Below are 14,803 nucleotides of genomic sequence, written 5' to 3'. Positions count from 1 at the left end.
GAATCCGGCTTTTCCTTTTGTGCCTTTGACTTTGCCCTTGGCTGTGTTCACTTTTCTGCTTGGGATTCCTTCATGACCGACGACCAGCTCCTGCGCTACTCGCGCCACATCCTGCTCGATGAGATGGGCATCGAAGGGCAGGAGCGGGTGCTGGCGGCGCATGCCGTCATCATCGGCGCGGGCGGCCTGGGTTCGCCCGCCGCGCTGTACCTTGCCTCCGCTGGCGTCGGGCACATCACGCTGGTGGACGACGATGTGGTCGACCTCACCAACCTGCAGCGGCAGATCGCCCACACCACGGCGCGGGTCGGGCAGCCCAAGGTGGCCTCCGCGGCCGCCGCCATGGCTGCCATCAATCCCGGGGTGCGGGTCACGGCGCTTCAGGCGCGGGCCGATGCCGGCGTGCTCGATGCGCTCGTGCGCGAAGCCACCGTGGTGCTCGATTGCAGCGACAACTACGCCACGCGCCACGCCATCAACGCGGCGTGCGTCGCCCATGCCAAGCCGCTGGTCGCGGGGGCGGTGATCCGGTTCGACGGGCAGATCACGGTGGTCGATCCACGTGCCGCGCAATCCCCCTGCTATGCCTGCATCTTCCCCCCGGAGGCCGAATTCGAGGAGGTGGCCTGTTCGACCATGGGCGTGTTCGCTCCGCTGGTGGGGGTGGTCGGGGCGATGCAGGCGGCGGAGGCGCTCAAGCTGCTGGCCGGCATCGGCACTTCGCTGGCTGGCCGCCTGCTCATGCTGGACGGCCGGTCCATGGAGTGGAGCACCATGCATGTAGGGCGCGCACCCGGCTGCCCCGTGTGTGTTGCGCGGTAGGATTCCTCCTACAACCGCCGCGTGTGGCGGCTGGCAGAATCACGGCATCACAGCATCTAAATTCGAGGCTCGATCAGCGCAACTGTGCACCGGTCGCGAAACTGGACCCCTTCCGTGAAACTCCGCACCTATATCGTTGAAGACAACGCGACCATCCGTGAGAACCTGATTGGTACTCTCGAAGAGTTGGCGTCCGTAGAGGCGGTGGGAGTGGCGGAGACGGAAGACGAAGGCAAGAGCTGGCTGGCCGCGAACAGCGGGCAGTGGGACCTGGCCATCGTGGACCTGTTCCTGCGCCAGGGCAGCGGCCTGGGGGTGCTGGCGGCCTGCCGCGACCGCAAGCCTGGCCAGAAGATGGTGGTGCTCAGCAACTATGCGACACCCGACGTGCGCATGCGCTGTGCGCAGCTGGGCGTGGACGCGGTGTTCGACAAATCCAATGAAATCGACGCGCTGGTGGACTACTGCATCCAGCACAGCGGCCCCGTGCCCCTGGACTCCAACCCCCCCATGCCGGCATCTGGCCAAGCTGCGTGAACCCGCCGCGGCGGGGCTGCACGCCGGGTCCAGGCTTCACACCTGAACCTCCATGCCCCGCCGGACCCGAATCATGACCCCGGACTGAGGCCACTGTTCCATGTCAGTCAATCAGGCGGTTCTTGAGCGCGTAGTAGGTCAGATCGCTGTTGGAGGACAGGCTCATCTTTTCCATCAGACGCGTCCGGTAGGTGCTCACCGTCTTGACGCTCAACGACAAGGCCTTGGCGATGTCGCCCGCCGTCTCGCCCTTGGCAAGCTTGAGGAACACCTGGAACTCGCGCTCCGACAGCTGCTCGTGCGGCGGGGCGTCGTCCTTGCGGTTGAGCTGCTGGGCCAGCAGTTCGGCCACGGCGGGCGTGAGGTAGCGCCGGCCCAGCGCGATGGTGCGGATCGCTTCCACGATTTCCGAGGGCTCGCATTCCTTGTTCAGGTAGCCGCTCGCGCCCTGGCGGATCAGGTTGATCGCGTAGTGCTCTTCGGGATAGCCGCTCAGGATCAGGATGCCCATGTCCGGCGCCTTGGCGCGCAGCATGGCCAGCGCATCCAGCCCGCTTTGGCCGGGCATCGACAGGTCCATCAGCAGCACGTCGATTTCCTTGTTGCGCACGAGGTCGATGGCTTCGCGGCCGTTGGCGGCCTCGCCCTCCACCCGCAGATCCACGTGCTCCGACAGAAATTGCCGCAGCCCGGAACGAACAATCGCGTGGTCATCCACAATGCCAATCTTGATCATCGATCTTTCTTTCGCAGGGCGGTGGTGCCGCGCCTGATGTTTGTTGGTTGCACAGGTTCTTCGGCATGCCACACCCTGATGGGGTGTGGCGGCGGCCGGGTCCTCAGACATTATCCAGAATACCGCGTATGAGCCTCAAAGAAAACACCCGCATCTGGCTTCCCAAGGTTCGCAAGATGGCGTTGAGCCTGCCGATGGCGCTGCTGGCGGCCATGGTGCTGGTGGGGATCAATGAAACGGGGCACATGCGTTCGCAGGATGCGGTCGAGCAGATGACGCACGGCCAGAACACGCGCAAGGCCGTCAATACCCTGCTGCAGAGCATGCTGGACGCGGAGACAGGCCAGCGCGGCTACCTGCTCACCGGCAACGAGACCTACCTGGAGCCCTACGACAAGGCCGTGGCCAGCGTGCAGACCAATTTGGACGGGTTGCGCGAACTGTTCATGGATGCCCCCGACGACATGCAGGAGTTCGCACTGCTGTCGCGGCAGATCTCCCGCAAGCTGGCGGAGATGGAGCTGAGCCTGCGCCTGCGCCGGCAGGGCAATGAGGACGCCTGGAAATTCATCCTGCACACCGACGTGGGCAAGGAGCACATGGAGGCGATCCGCAAGCATGCGCTGGAGCTGATCGCGCGCAGCGACCGGCATGTCAAGCAGGGCCAGGAGCAGATCGAGCAATCGCTCATGCTGTCGCGCATCGGCATCGCCACGGTCACCGTCATCGGGCTGCTCGCGTTCTACATGTACCTGCGCCAGGCGCAGGCGCTGCAGGTGGTCAACCTGCGCGAGCAGGCCCTGCTCGAGCGCGAGCGGGATCGCCTGGAGGGACTCGTGAGGGACCGCACCGCAACGCTTTCCGAACTGGCCAACCACCTGCAGCAGGTGCGCGAAGAGGAGCGCGGGCACCTCGCGCGCGAGCTGCACGATGAACTCGGCGCGCTGCTCACGGCGGCCAAGCTGGACGTCGCGCGGCTCAAGTCCAAGATCGATGCCACCGTGCCCGAGGTGGCGGAGCGGCTCAAGCACCTGACCGAAACGCTCAACAGCGGCATCGCGCTCAAGCGGCGCATCATCGAGGACCTGCGGCCTTCATCGCTCTCCAACCTCGGGCTGACCGCGGCCATTGAAATCCTCACGCGCGAATATGCCGAGCGCGCCGGCATCGAGGTGGAGACCAGCCTGGAGGCGGTGCAGTTGCCCGATGCCTCGCAGCTCACGGTGTATCGCATGGTCCAGGAGGCCCTGACCAACATCGGAAAGTACGCGAAGGCCAGCAAGATCCTGGTGTCGGTGCATGGCTATCCCACCCATGTGGCGGTGCAGGTGCGTGACGACGGGGTCGGCTTCGACCCGGCGACGGTGCGCCCCACGTCGCATGGCCTGTCCGGCATGCGCCACCGCGTGGAGTCCGCGGGCGGCCGGCTGTCGATCACCTCGCGCGCGGGCAGCGGCACCCTGGTCTCCGCGGTGCTGCCGCTGCAGCACCGCTCCGCGGACGCGCCCAAGCCCCCCGCACTGGACGTGTGACGCACCCGCAGCGCGGTGCATCCGCGGGGGCGCGGTGCCCTCGCCAGGCCTTCTTCCAGCCCTTCTTCCATCCGATTGGCCTCGCGCACGCGGCACCGCCGACGTGCCCCGCCTCTTGGGGCCTCTAGCCCTTTTCGTTTTTTTGCATCCGCTGCCCGGGCGTGCCCAGGCGGGGGATGCGCGCTGCATGTCACCCGTGCGCGGGCGGCAGGGCTTCGTCCTACAGCGGGCGCGCTGCACCGCCGACAGGCCCGCGCGCCAGGGACCGGCATCTTTGAAGCGGCAGGCTTCCTACAGTGGACCCCAGGCGCTGAATTTCTTGTGCCCTGACCCGCCGGCACACACCGGCCCCTACAAAAGGAGAAGGAAATGTTGCATTACGCAGTTGTTTTTCTGGTGATCGCGTTGATTGCAGCCCTTTTCGGCTTTGGCGGCATTGCTGCCGGGGCCGTGGGCATCGCCAAGATTCTGTTCTTTGTCTTCGTGATCATGGCTGTCGTGACCTTTGTCCTGGGGCTGCTCAAGAAGGGCTGATGCCCGTTGCCGTGAAACCAGCCATTCCCGCATACACCATCCAAGGAGTTCCCCAATGAGTATCCAGACCGCCACCGACAAAGTTGCCAGCAGCGCCCGCCATATCGCCGACGATGTGCTGCAGAGTGCGCAAGACGCCGTACAGTCCACGCGCAATGCCGCCAACAACTCCCTGGAAAAAGCCGAAGAGGGCGTGCGCAACCTGCGCAGCCAGGCCGACCCGGTCATTGACGATCTCGCGGCCCGCGCCCAGGAACTCGCGGCACGCAGCATCGACTATTGCGCCGAAACGAGCGCGCGGGCCCGCCGTCAGATGCAGCAGGCCGCGGAGGCCACCAACAAGTACGTGGCCGAGCAGCCCGGCAAGTCGCTGGTGATCGCCGCTGCCTCGGGCGCCGCGCTGGCCACGCTGGTGCTGTGGATGTCGCGCCGCCGGCACGCCGCATACTGACCTGTCAGCCCGGCTTGCAGGTCGGCCGTTGAAGGGTGACACTTTGTCCCCATGGCGGCCGCCCCGCCAGCATCATCCATCAGGCACCAGAAATCGAACCGTACAGTCCGCCGGTCGCGGAGGGTGCAACAGACCGGCAGATTGCAATTTTCCAGCACCCGCGTTCCCAAACCATTCTTCTAGAAGGACAACACCATGAAATACGCACGTGCCCTCGCTTTTGCCGCAGTCGCCGGCATCACCATCGTCACGGCCACCGGCTGTTCGGTGGCCCGCAACCAGCAGACCATGGGCTCCTATGTCGATGATGCCGGTATCACCACCGCCGTGAAGGCCAAGATGGCGGAGGACAAATCCGTCTCCGCCACCTCCATCAGCGTGGAAACGCTGAACGGCACGGTACAGCTGTCGGGCTTTGCCAAGTCGCAGACCGAGAAGAACCAGGCCGAGGCCATCGCGCGCAACACCAAGCATGTGCGCGAAGTGCGCAACAGCATTGTCGTGCGTCCCTGATCGTTGAACGGACGGCATGAACCCGGGGCAGGCGGCTCGCGCCACCTGCCGGCCGGGGCCAGGGAGCAGGTTCCAGGAATGACCTGGAACCTGCTCTTTTTCATTGGGAATCCCCACCCGGGCCCGGCGCTGCCTGCGGCGCGCGGCGAACCTGGCGGCGATGCCCCCACACGGACGCCCCACTGGGTATAAGCTCGGCACCATGCGCGTATTCAATTGCGACCATTGCGGTCACCTGGTGTTTTTTGACAGCGTGCAATGCCTGCACTGCGGCAGCACGCTGGCATTCCTGCCAGACCAGCTCGCCATGGCCGCCCTGGCGCCCGCGCCGCAGGACGGCCCGGGCCTGTGGCGCCGCATGGGCGAGCGCGGCACCGCGAACTACAGCGGGCGGCTGTACCGCATGTGCCACAACCACACGGAGTACCAGGCGTGCAACTTCGCGGTGCCCGCCAACGACTATGCCGACCTGTGCGCCTCGTGCCGCCAGACGCGTATCCTTCCCGACCTCTCGGAAGCCGCCAACCTGGGGCGCTGGAAGCAGATCGAGGCGGCCAAGCGCCAGCTGTTCTACACGCTGGCGCGCCTGGGGCTGGAACCCGTCCCCGGCCGGTACGGACCGGTCTTCGAATTCCTGGCCGACCTGCCCGGCGGCCCCGCGATCCTCACCGGCCATCTGGGCGGCACCATCACGCTCAACGTGGCCGAGGCGGACGACGACGAGCGTGCCCGCCGCCGCATCGCGCTGGGCGAGCCCTACCGCACGCTGATTGGCCACCTGCGGCATGAATCCGGCCATTTCTACTGGGACCAGCTGGTGCGCGATGGCGGCCGCATCGACGCCTTCCGCAATGTATTTGGCGACGAGAGGCAGGACTACGCCGCCGCGCTGGACGCGCACTACGCCCGGGGCAACGAGCTGGGCGACTGGGCCGCGCGCCATGTGAGCGCCTATGCCGCGGCCCACCCGTGGGAGGACTGGGCCGAAACCTGGGCCCACTACCTGCACATGATCGACCTGCTGGAGACGGCGGCCAGCTACCAGGCGGGCGTGACGGTGCCCGACCCGCATGCCGCCATCCGCCACCATGTCACCGACCCCTTTGCCACGCCGCGCCCCGCGTTCCAGGACATGGTGCGCCAGTGGGTGCCGCTGACCCTCATGCTCAACAGCCTGAACCGCAGCCTGGGCCAGCACGATGCCTACCCGTTCGCGCTGTCCTCCGGCGCCATGGTCAAGCTGCGTTTCGTGCACGATCTGGTGCAGGCGCAGGCCCCCCAGGGCGGCGTGCAGGCGGTGCCGTCCGAGGCGCTGTAAGCCCGCCGCGCAGCCGGTCCTGGCGTCCGCGCGGCCTCCCGCCAGCGCCGCGGCCTGCACGCCCGCGTGTTTCTTGCGACACTCCGGGGCCATGAACAACACCCCCTTGCATGCCGTCGACCCTCCCCAGCTCGTTCTGATACCCGGCCTGGCCGGTGATGCCACCATGTGGCAGGCCCAGCTGCCGGCCCTGCCGGCCGCGCTGCGCCCCGTGGTGGCCACGGCCCACGCGCGGCCTGGCGCGCAGCGCATTGAAGACATGGCCGCGCTGGTGCTGGCCGAGCATCCCGGGGCCTTGCTGCTGTGCGGCGCCTCGATGGGCGGGATGATCGCCATGGAGGCCGCGCGCCAGGCGCCCGGGCGCGTGGCCGGCCTGGCGCTGCTGGGCACCACGGCCCGGCCGGAGACGCCCGACATGCGCGCGCTGCGCGAAGCCGCGATGGAACTGTTCGCCCAGGGCCGCTTGCGCGAGGTGATCGAGCCCAACGTGGCGTTTGCCTTTCACCCGGCCAATGCGGCACGGCCCGCGCTGGTGCAGGCCTACCTCGACTTCGTGCTGCGCGCCGGCGCGCAGCAGCTGGTGCGCCAGAACCGCGCGGTCATCCACCGGCCCGATGCCCGGCTGCACCTGCCGCGCGTGGCCTGCCCCACGCTGGTGGCGTGTGGCGCCGCCGACCAGCTCACACCGCCCGAATGCTCCGAGGAGATCGCGGCGCTCATCCCTGGCGCCCACCATGCCGTGCTGGCCGAATGCGGCCACATGCTCACCATGGAGCAGCCCGAGGCCGTCAACCGCCTGCTGCTGGAATGGATCGCGCGGGGTGGCTGGGGGAATTGATTTCTCATGAAATTGGCCTCTGGCGCTTGATGGGAAAGCGCTAAGTGCTATGAATTCAGGAGCTAATCAGAACTCCAGGTTGTCGATGAGCCGCGTGCCGCCCAGGCGCGCCGCCCCCAGGGCGACAAGCATGCCCGGCCCGTCCTGTGCCGTGGGCGGCTGCAGGTCGGCGCGGCGGCGCACGGTGAGGTAGTCGGGCTGCCAGCCGCGTGCGCGCAGGGCATCGACGGCCTGTTGCTCCAGCGCCGCGCCTGCGGCTGGCGGCCGGGCAGTCCATTGCCCCGCCAGCTGCCGGAGCGCCTGTGGCAGGGCCACGGCCTCCTGGCGTTCCTCGCGGCCGAGGTAGCCGTTGCGCGAACTCAGCGCCAGCCCATCCGCCGCGCGGCAGGTCTCGCCCGCCACGATGTCGATGGGCAATGCGAACTGCCGCACCATCTGGCGGATCACCATGAGCTGCTGGTAGTCCTTCTTGCCAAACACCGCCGTGCCGCCGCTCTGGCCCAGCACGCAGGCGAACAGCTTCATCACCACCGTGCCCACGCCCACGAAGAAGCCGGGGCGGAACTGGCCTTCGAGCATGTCGGCCAATGCGGGATCGGGGTGCACCTTGAAGGTCTGGGGCTCGGGGTACAGGTCGGCCTCGCGCGGGGCGAACAGCACGTCGCAGCCGGCGGCCCGCAGCTGCGCGCAGTCGGCCTCCCAGGTGCGGGGGTAGCTGTCGAAGTCCTCGTGCGGCAGGAACTGCAGGCGGTTCACGAAGATGCTGGCCACGGTCACGTCGCCCAGGGGCCGGGCCTGGCGCACCAGGGCGATGTGCCCGTCGTGCAGGTTGCCCATGGTGGGCACGAAGGCGGGGTGGCGGCGGGCGGCGAGGGCCTGGCGCAGGTCGGCGATGGAGTGGGCGATCAGCATGGGGCGGGAGTGCGTCTGTTGAAAAATCCGGGGGGCGCTTACCAGGCGTGTACCGCGTTGTCCGGGAAACGCCCCTGCTTGACGGCCTGCACATACGCCTCCATGGCGCCGCGCACGCTGCCCGCGTCCGACATGAAGTTGTGCACGAACTTCGGCATTTTTCCGAGGTTCATGCCCAGCATGTCGTGCAACACCAGCACCTGGCCGGCCGTGCCGTTGCCCGCGCCGATGCCGATGGTGTGGCAGCGCGGCAGCTCGGCCGTGAGGGCCGCGGCCAGCGCGGCGGGCACCATCTCCAGCACCAGCATGGCGGCGCCTGCGTCCTGCAGTTCGTGTGCTTCTTGGCGCAGCGTGCGGGCGTCGTCGTCGGTCTTGCCCTGAACGCGGTAGCCGCCCAGGGCATGCACGGTCTGCGGCGTGAGGCCCAGGTGGGCGCACACCGGCACGCCGCGCTGCACCAGGAACTCCACCGTGGGCGCGGTCCAGCCCCCGCCTTCGAGCTTGACCATGTGCGCCCCCGCCTGCATCAGCACGCAGGCACTGCGCAGGGCCTGCTCGCGGCTTTCGGCATAGGTGCCATAAGGCAGGTCGGCCACAAGCCACGCCGTGCCCTGCACGCGGTGCAGGCCGCGTGCCACGCTGGCCGTGTGGTAGGCCATGGTGTCCAGGCCCACGCCTACCGTGCTGGGCAGCCCCTGGCACACCATGCCCAGCGAATCGCCCACCAGGATGCATTCCACCCCCGCCGCATCGGCCACGGCCGCGAAGGTGGCGTCATAGGCGGTCAGCATCGTGATCTTCTCGCCCGCCGCGCGCATCTGCGCCAGGCGCGGCAGGCTCACGGGGCGGCGCTGGGGCAGGGGCGATGCGGGCGGCAGGGTACCGTAGGGCGTGGCGGAAACGGTGCTGGTGGCAGTCATGGGGCATGCATGGACAAAAATTGCCGCGAGTCTATGCGACCAATAATGGGTGTACTTATTGGTTGCCGGCGCGGTGGGAAACGGCCTGCGCTGGCGCAGTGGCCTTTGGGTTCCCGGTATGCTCCCGCCCCATGACGATTTCGAATCAACAGTCCATGGACCATGATGTGGCGGCCCTGGCTCAGGCCGATGTGGCCCGCGCCCTGGCGGAAGACGTGGGCGCAGGTGACCTGACCGCCGGCCTGATCGACCCCGCCCGCCGCGCCCGCGCGCGCATCCTGGCGCGCGAGTCCGCCGTGATCTGCGGCGCGCCCTGGGCCGAAGCCGCCTTGCGCGCGCTCGACCCCACCATGGGGATCATCTGGCATGTGGCCGAGGGCCAGCGCTGCGCGCCCGACCAGGTGGTGCTGGAACTCACGGGCAATGCCCGCGCGCTGCTCAGCGCCGAGCGCACGGCGCTCAACTTTCTGCAGCTGCTGTCGGCCGTGGCCACCAAGACCCGCACCTATGTGGACGTGGTGGCCGGCACGCGCGCCCAGATCGTGGACACGCGCAAGACCCTCCCCGGCCTGCGCCTGGCACAGAAGTACGCCGTGCGCGTGGGCGGTGGCACCAACCACCGCATCGGCCTGCACGACGCGGTGCTCATCAAGGAAAACCACATCGCCGCCGCCGGTGGCGTGACCGCCGTGCTGAAAGCCGCGCAGGCTGTGGCCGCGCAAGCCACGTTCATCGAGATCGAAGTGGAAACGCTGGCGCAGCTGGCCGAGGCGCTGGAAGCCGGCGCCAGGATGGTGCTGCTCGACAACATGCCCCTGCCCACGCTGCGCGAGGCCGTGCGCATCAATGCCGGACGCGCGATTCTGGAAATCTCCGGCGGCGTCACGCTCGATGGCCTGCGCGCGCTGGCAGAGACCGGCGTGGACCGCATCTCCATCGGCACGCTGACCAAGGACGTGAAGGCCACCGATTTTTCGATGCGCCTGCAGGAGCTGTCATGACCACCACCACCGCCGTGCTGAACCGCATCGATGTGGAATACGAGCAGCCGCTCGGTACCCAGGAGGGCTCCGTCTGCTCCACGAAACACGCCTGGGCCCGCGTGCCGCCCGAGCCCACTGCACCTGAGCGCGCCGCGCTCAAGGAGAGGATCCGCCGCCTGCTCAAGGAGAAGAACGCGGTCATGGTGTCGCACTACTACGTGCACCCCGACCTGCAGGACCTGGCGGAGGAAACCGGTGGCCTGGTGAGCGACTCGCTGGAGATGGCGCGCTTTGGCCGCGACCACGCCGCGCAGACGCTGGTGGTGAGTGGCGTGCGCTTCATGGGCGAGACGGCCAAGATTCTGAGCCCCGAAAAGACGGTGCTCATGCCGGACCTCGATGCGACCTGTTCGCTCGACCTGGGCTGCCCCATCGACGCATTCAGTGCGTTCTGCGATGCCCATCCCGACCGCACCGTGGTGGTCTACGCCAACACCAGCGCGGCCGTGAAGGCGCGCGCCGACTGGCTGGTGACTTCGAGCTGCGCGCTCGACATCGTGGGGGCCCTCAAGGCCGCGGGCCAGAAGATCCTGTGGGCGCCCGATCGCCACCTGGGCGCCTATATCCAGCGCGAGACCGGTGCAGACATGGTGTTCTGGAACGGCGCCTGCATCGTGCACGACGAGTTCAAGGCCTTCGAGCTGGAGGCGCTCAAGAAGGAGCACCCCCGCGCCAAGGTGCTGGTCCACCCGGAGAGCCCCGCGGACGTGATCGCCCTGGCCGATGCGGTGGGCTCCACCAGCGCCATCCTCAAGGCTGCGCGCGACATGGATGCCACCGAATTCATCGTGGCCACCGACAACGGCATGATGCACAAGCTGCGCACGCTCAACCCCGGCAAGGTGTTCATTGAGGCGCCCACCGCCGGCAACAGCGCCACCTGCAAGAGCTGCGCGCACTGCCCCTGGATGGCGATGAACGGCCTGGCCGACGTGGCGCGGGTGCTGGAGACCGGTGCCAACGCGGTCCATGTGGACCCCGCCCTGATTCCGCGCGCGCGCCAGCCGATTGACCGCATGCTGGCCTTCACCGCCGCGCTCAGGAACGGGCAGCCGGCCAGCGCCCTGGTGCCGCACCTGGGCGCTGCCTGACAGTACCACCCCCAGGGCCTGATCTGCTTTGATTTTGATAGCTGTCAGCGCATGAAATACCTGCGCTAGCGCCTGTTTTGACCATCACTTCCCGCATCGACTTCACCCAGCCGCTGGATGCACGCGCCCCGCGCCTGCGCCACGCCTTCGGCACACCCCGCGAGGTGCTCGTGGCCCACGCGCTGCCCCAGGTGCGCGGCGTGCTCGACGCCGTGCACGCCGCTGCGCGGCAGGGCCGCTGGTGCGTGGGCCATGTGCGCTACGAGGCGGCCGCCGCGTTCGATGCGGCCTTGCAGACCCACGCGGCCGACGGACCGCTGGCCTGGTTTGCCGTGCACGACGCGCCGCTGCCCTGGCCCGAAGGCGCGCAGGGCCCCGCGGCGCAGCCTCCTGCTCAGGTGGCATGGACCGGCAGCCCTGACCGCGCCTCGTTCGATGCCGCGCTGGCGCGGATCCAGCAGGCGATCGCGGCGGGCGAGCTGTACCAGGTCAACTACACCGCGCCCCTTCATGGCACGCTTCAGGGGTCGGCGCAGGCACTGTTTGCCGCGCTGTTGCGCGCCCAGCCCGGCGGATATGCGGCGCACATCGACGCGGGGCCCGAGCAGGTGCTGTCGGTGTCGCCCGAGCTGTTCTTCGACTGGCGGGATGCCCCCGATGGTGGAGCCCTCCTGGCCCGGCCCATGAAGGGCACGGCCCCGCGCGGAGCCACCCCCGAAGAGGACGCGGCCCAGGCCGAGCACCTGCGCACGGCGCCCAAGGAGCGGGCCGAGAACGTGATGATCGTGGACCTGCTGCGCAACGACGTGTCGCGCATTGCGCTGCCGCACAGCGTGCGCGTGCCCGCGCTGTTCGCCACCCAGGCCCTGCCCACGGTGTGGCAGATGACCTCGGACGTGACGGCCCGCACGCGGCCCGGCACCACGCTGGCCGATGTGTTTGCGGCGCTGTTCCCGTGCGGCTCGGTCACCGGCGCACCCAAGGTGCGCGCCATGCGGATGATCCGCGCGCTGGAGCCCGCGCCGCGCGGCGTGTACTGCGGCGCGGTGGGCGTGGTGCGCCCGGCCGGCCCGCCCGACGCGCAGGGCCGGCACGCGGTGGCCGCCACGTTCAACGTGCCCATCCGCACCGTGGTGCTGCGCAGCGGGAGCGGCGGCGACGGCGAGGAAGGCCCGGCCGTCCACGCCACCTGCGGCATTGGCAGCGGCATCACCTCGGGCGCGCTGGCCGATGCCGAGTGGAGCGAGTGGCAGCACAAGCGGGCCTTTGCCGAGCGCGCCAGCCAGCCCTTTGACCTGCTTGAAACCCTGGCGCTGGAGGCCGGCGCCTTCCGGCACCTGGCCGACCACCTGGCGCGCCTGGAGAAGACCGCTGCGCACTTTGGCGTGCCCTGGGATGCGAAAGCCGTGTCGCAATGCCTGCGGGCGCTGGCCGCCGCACACGCTGCGGGGGCCTGGCGGGCGCGCCTGCTGCTGGACGCCACCGGCACGCCCCGGGCCGAGGCCTTTGCGCTGCAGCCCACGGCCGCACCCGTGCGCCTGCAGCTGGCCACGCGCCCGCTGGCGGAGGCGCACGGCGAATTCGTGCGCCACAAGACCACGCGCCGCGCGCACTATGCGGCGTTGGCGCCCACCACGCCCGGCGTGTTCGACACGGTGCTGTGGAACGCGGCGGGCGAGATCACCGAAAGCACCTTCGGCAACATCGCCGCGCTCATCGATGGGCGGTGGGTGACGCCGCCCCTGTCCTGCGGCCTGCTGCCCGGCGTGGGCCGCGCCGTGGCATTGCGCGAGGGGCGCGTGGTGGAGGCCGTGCTGCGCGTGTCTGACGTGCCCCGGGTGCAGGCCTGGGCCTTCCTCAACAGCCTGCGGGGCTGGCTGCCGGCCACGCTCGAAGGCTGATCGGCGCCGGCGCCCCGCGTGGGTGGTGGGGGCCGGGCTGGCAGAGGATTCAGCGCCGGTTCAAAGCCGCTCTTTGGCGTAGGAGCCCCGGTCCATGTCCACCACTTCCACGCTCAGCTGCACCATCACGCCCTGGGGGCGGGGTGTGCGTTCGCGCAGCACGGCGGCGATGCGCCCGGAGAGTTCTTTCTTGGCCTCGGGCGTGCGGCCCGAGAGCAGGCGCAGCTGCGCGTGCACGAACGCGCGCTGGGCCGGTGCGGTGCCGATCTCGAAGCTGTCGGCCACGATGAATCGGGTCTTCAGATCGGCCTCGTCCTGCACCTCGGGGTGGGCGCACAGGGTGGCGTTGAGCGCAGCCAGGGTGTCCGCCTCGGGATAGTGGGGCAGGTTGCTGGAGTATTCGACGGTGAGATGGGGCATGGGATTCGTGATTCCGTTCTGGGCGGGGCACGCACTGTGCGCGCCGCGCCAGTTTAAGGGCGCGGGTTCACCGCCGGGCGCGCGGGGGCTTGCGCCGGTCAGGTTCCCAGGCCGGCCCCGGCCCGGGGGCGACGTTCCAGCCCTCGCGGGCGTTCGCGTGCGCTTGAAGGCCGGTGGCGAATGCGGGGCGGCCGCTCCTTGTTGACACGGCACCAGGGCCATGCGCGATTTGTGTTGCCGCGGAGCGGCCCGCCTGCTCAGAATCCGGGCGGCCCCGCGCTCACTGTGCGGGGCCCGCGCCGTGTGCCGGTTCGCAGGTTCCTGCCGTGCCGCCAGGAACATTGCCAGGGTGCTGCAATCCGTGGCGAACCGTGGCGCATGCGGCGGACGTGCAGGTGGGCAGCGGCTTTTCCTCAACCGTGTTCAGTAAAACCATGACATACCAAAAAATGATCCGACACACCGCTCTCGCCGTCCTGGCGCTGTGCGCCGCCACCGGGGCTGGCGCGCAATCGCCACCGCACTGGGAGTACAAGGGCAAGCACGGCGCCACGCACTGGGGCGCGCTGGAGGCGGGCTTTGAAGCCTGCGCGCGGGGTGCGGCGCAAAGCCCCGTGGACATCCGCAAGACCGTGAAGGAGGCGCTGCCGGCGCTCGAGTTCCAATACACGCCCGGGGCGCCCACGCTGGTCAACAACGGCCACACGGTGCAGGTCAACATGCCCGCCGGCAGCAGGCTCGTGGTCAACGGCAGGGCCATGGAGCTGCTGCAGTTCCACTTCCACACCCCCAGCGAGGAAGCCATTGGCGGCAAGCGCGCGGCCATGGTGGCGCACTTCGTGCACAAGGGCGAGGACGGCGGGCTGGGCGTGGTGGCCGCGCTGATACAGCCCGGCAAGCCCAATGCCGCGTGGGCTCCCATCTTTGCGCACCTGCCGCGCACCGGCGAGCAGGTGACGGTGCAGGGGCTCACCCTGGACGCCAGCGCCCTGTTGCCCGCCAGGAAAGGCTACTACAGCTTTGACGGCTCGCTGACCACGCCGCCGTGTTCCGAAGGCGTGCAGTGGATGGTGCTCAAGGAGCCCGTGAAGCTCGGCGCCCAGCAGATCAAGGCGTTTCGCCAGCTGTACAACGCCAACGCGCGGCCGTTGCAGCCGCTCAACGGGCGCGTGGTCAAGGAAAGCGCCTGACGGCCACTCCGGGGGACGGCGCTCCAGGGGGGCGCGGGGAGCACC

At 68.9% G+C, this 14,803-nt stretch carries 16 protein-coding genes; 12 read left to right on the top strand and 4 right to left on the bottom strand.

Annotated elements, in window-relative coordinates; translation table 11 throughout:
• Positions 1-72: 72 nt before the first annotated feature.
• A complete protein-coding gene (locus tag KW843_RS14775; RefSeq protein ID WP_218295912.1) occupies positions 73-822 on the top strand; it encodes a HesA/MoeB/ThiF family protein in 750 nt (249 codons plus the stop codon).
• A 114-nt stretch (positions 823-936) separates the two neighbouring features.
• Positions 937-1,359, top strand: a complete 423-nt coding sequence (locus tag KW843_RS14770) for a response regulator (protein ID WP_218295911.1) — start codon at positions 937-939, stop codon at positions 1,357-1,359.
• Between the two features lie 103 nt (positions 1,360-1,462).
• Here the strand turns inward: KW843_RS14770 and KW843_RS14765 are convergent, their stop codons facing one another.
• Positions 1,463-2,095, bottom strand: coding sequence for a response regulator transcription factor (locus tag KW843_RS14765; protein ID WP_100409415.1), 633 nt, complete (start codon positions 2,093-2,095; stop codon positions 1,463-1,465).
• A 128-nt stretch (positions 2,096-2,223) separates the two neighbouring features.
• Between KW843_RS14765 and KW843_RS14760 the strand changes: the two genes are divergently transcribed.
• The 6 genes from KW843_RS14760 to KW843_RS14735 all read left to right on the top strand — a co-directional run bounded on the left by KW843_RS14760 (position 2,224) and on the right by KW843_RS14735 (position 7,281).
• Positions 2,224-3,627: a CHASE3 domain-containing protein gene (locus KW843_RS14760; protein ID WP_218295910.1), complete on the top strand. Its 1,404-nt coding sequence runs from the start codon at positions 2,224-2,226 to the stop codon at positions 3,625-3,627.
• Between the two features lie 369 nt (positions 3,628-3,996).
• Positions 3,997-4,161, top strand: coding sequence for a DUF1328 domain-containing protein (locus KW843_RS14755; protein ID WP_010463174.1), 165 nt, complete (start codon positions 3,997-3,999; stop codon positions 4,159-4,161).
• 55 nt (positions 4,162-4,216) lie between these two features.
• Positions 4,217-4,612 carry a hypothetical protein gene (locus KW843_RS14750; protein WP_218295909.1) on the top strand — a complete coding sequence of 132 codons (396 nt, stop codon included), beginning with the start codon at positions 4,217-4,219 and terminating at the stop codon, positions 4,610-4,612.
• 195 nt (positions 4,613-4,807) lie between these two features.
• Positions 4,808-5,125: a BON domain-containing protein gene (locus KW843_RS14745; protein ID WP_218295908.1), complete on the top strand. Its 318-nt coding sequence runs from the start codon at positions 4,808-4,810 to the stop codon at positions 5,123-5,125.
• Positions 5,126-5,327: 202 nt separating this feature from the next.
• Positions 5,328-6,443, top strand: coding sequence for a putative zinc-binding metallopeptidase (locus tag KW843_RS14740; RefSeq protein WP_218295907.1), 1,116 nt, complete (start codon positions 5,328-5,330; stop codon positions 6,441-6,443).
• 91 nt (positions 6,444-6,534) lie between these two features.
• Positions 6,535-7,281: an alpha/beta fold hydrolase gene (locus tag KW843_RS14735; RefSeq protein WP_218295906.1), complete on the top strand. Its 747-nt coding sequence runs from the start codon at positions 6,535-6,537 to the stop codon at positions 7,279-7,281.
• A gap of 66 nt (positions 7,282-7,347) precedes the next feature.
• Here the strand turns inward: KW843_RS14735 and panC are convergent, their stop codons facing one another.
• On the bottom strand, positions 7,348-8,193 hold the full coding sequence (panC, locus tag KW843_RS14730) for a pantoate--beta-alanine ligase (RefSeq protein ID WP_218295905.1): 846 nt from the start codon (positions 8,191-8,193) through the stop codon (positions 7,348-7,350).
• A gap of 38 nt (positions 8,194-8,231) precedes the next feature.
• The gene (gene panB / locus KW843_RS14725; RefSeq protein ID WP_218295904.1) at positions 8,232-9,113 is read right to left on the bottom strand and encodes a 3-methyl-2-oxobutanoate hydroxymethyltransferase; all 882 of its coding nucleotides are present in this window, start codon (positions 9,111-9,113) and stop codon (positions 8,232-8,234) included.
• Positions 9,114-9,244: 131 nt separating this feature from the next.
• Between panB and nadC the strand changes: the two genes are divergently transcribed.
• The 3 genes from nadC to KW843_RS14710 all read left to right on the top strand — a co-directional run bounded on the left by nadC (position 9,245) and on the right by KW843_RS14710 (position 13,148).
• Complete coding sequence (nadC, locus tag KW843_RS14720) at positions 9,245-10,114, top strand: carboxylating nicotinate-nucleotide diphosphorylase (protein WP_255594762.1); 870 nt, start codon at positions 9,245-9,247, stop codon at positions 10,112-10,114.
• On the top strand, positions 10,111-11,247 hold the full coding sequence (gene nadA / locus KW843_RS14715; protein ID WP_218295903.1) for a quinolinate synthase NadA: 1,137 nt from the start codon (positions 10,111-10,113) through the stop codon (positions 11,245-11,247). Before nadC ends, nadA begins: the two co-directional genes overlap by 4 nt.
• A gap of 77 nt (positions 11,248-11,324) precedes the next feature.
• A complete protein-coding gene (locus tag KW843_RS14710) occupies positions 11,325-13,148 on the top strand; it encodes a chorismate-binding protein (RefSeq protein ID WP_218295902.1) in 1,824 nt (607 codons plus the stop codon).
• A gap of 60 nt (positions 13,149-13,208) precedes the next feature.
• Here KW843_RS14710 and KW843_RS14705 read toward each other — a convergent pair whose 3' ends face one another.
• Positions 13,209-13,568 carry a 5-carboxymethyl-2-hydroxymuconate Delta-isomerase gene (locus KW843_RS14705; RefSeq protein ID WP_218295901.1) on the bottom strand — a complete coding sequence of 120 codons (360 nt, stop codon included), beginning with the start codon at positions 13,566-13,568 and terminating at the stop codon, positions 13,209-13,211.
• Between the two features lie 449 nt (positions 13,569-14,017).
• Between KW843_RS14705 and KW843_RS14700 the strand changes: the two genes are divergently transcribed.
• Complete coding sequence (locus tag KW843_RS14700) at positions 14,018-14,758, top strand: carbonic anhydrase (protein ID WP_255591028.1); 741 nt, start codon at positions 14,018-14,020, stop codon at positions 14,756-14,758.
• Positions 14,759-14,803 lie beyond the last annotated feature (45 nt).

The sequence above is a fragment of the Acidovorax sp. sif1233 genome (assembly GCF_019218755.1).
Lineage (GTDB): Bacteria > Pseudomonadota > Gammaproteobacteria > Burkholderiales > Burkholderiaceae_C > Acidovorax.
The sequence above is the reverse complement of the archived record's forward strand: the minus strand, read 5'-3'. Positions and strand labels throughout refer to the sequence as shown.

What these genes read in the sequence shown, in the direction of transcription:
- KW843_RS14775 (WP_218295912.1), top strand. Translation starts at nt 73, where the DNA reads ATGACCGACGACCAGCTCCTGCGCTACTCGCGCCACATCCTGCTCGAT.
- KW843_RS14765 (WP_100409415.1), bottom strand. Translation starts at nt 2,095, where the DNA reads ATGATCAAGATTGGCATTGTGGATGACCACGCGATTGTTCGTTCCGGG.
- KW843_RS14760 (WP_218295910.1), top strand. Translation starts at nt 2,224, where the DNA reads ATGAGCCTCAAAGAAAACACCCGCATCTGGCTTCCCAAGGTTCGCAAG.
- KW843_RS14755 (WP_010463174.1), top strand. Translation starts at nt 3,997, where the DNA reads ATGTTGCATTACGCAGTTGTTTTTCTGGTGATCGCGTTGATTGCAGCC.
- KW843_RS14750 (WP_218295909.1), top strand. Translation starts at nt 4,217, where the DNA reads ATGAGTATCCAGACCGCCACCGACAAAGTTGCCAGCAGCGCCCGCCAT.
- KW843_RS14745 (WP_218295908.1), top strand. Translation starts at nt 4,808, where the DNA reads ATGAAATACGCACGTGCCCTCGCTTTTGCCGCAGTCGCCGGCATCACC.
- KW843_RS14740 (WP_218295907.1), top strand. Translation starts at nt 5,328, where the DNA reads ATGCGCGTATTCAATTGCGACCATTGCGGTCACCTGGTGTTTTTTGAC.
- KW843_RS14735 (WP_218295906.1), top strand. Translation starts at nt 6,535, where the DNA reads ATGAACAACACCCCCTTGCATGCCGTCGACCCTCCCCAGCTCGTTCTG.
- panC (WP_218295905.1), bottom strand. Translation starts at nt 8,193, where the DNA reads ATGCTGATCGCCCACTCCATCGCCGACCTGCGCCAGGCCCTCGCCGCC.
- panB (WP_218295904.1), bottom strand. Translation starts at nt 9,113, where the DNA reads ATGACTGCCACCAGCACCGTTTCCGCCACGCCCTACGGTACCCTGCCG.
- nadC (WP_255594762.1), top strand. Translation starts at nt 9,245, where the DNA reads ATGACGATTTCGAATCAACAGTCCATGGACCATGATGTGGCGGCCCTG.
- nadA (WP_218295903.1), top strand. Translation starts at nt 10,111, where the DNA reads ATGACCACCACCACCGCCGTGCTGAACCGCATCGATGTGGAATACGAG.
- KW843_RS14705 (WP_218295901.1), bottom strand. Translation starts at nt 13,568, where the DNA reads ATGCCCCATCTCACCGTCGAATACTCCAGCAACCTGCCCCACTATCCC.
- KW843_RS14700 (WP_255591028.1), top strand. Translation starts at nt 14,018, where the DNA reads ATGATCCGACACACCGCTCTCGCCGTCCTGGCGCTGTGCGCCGCCACC.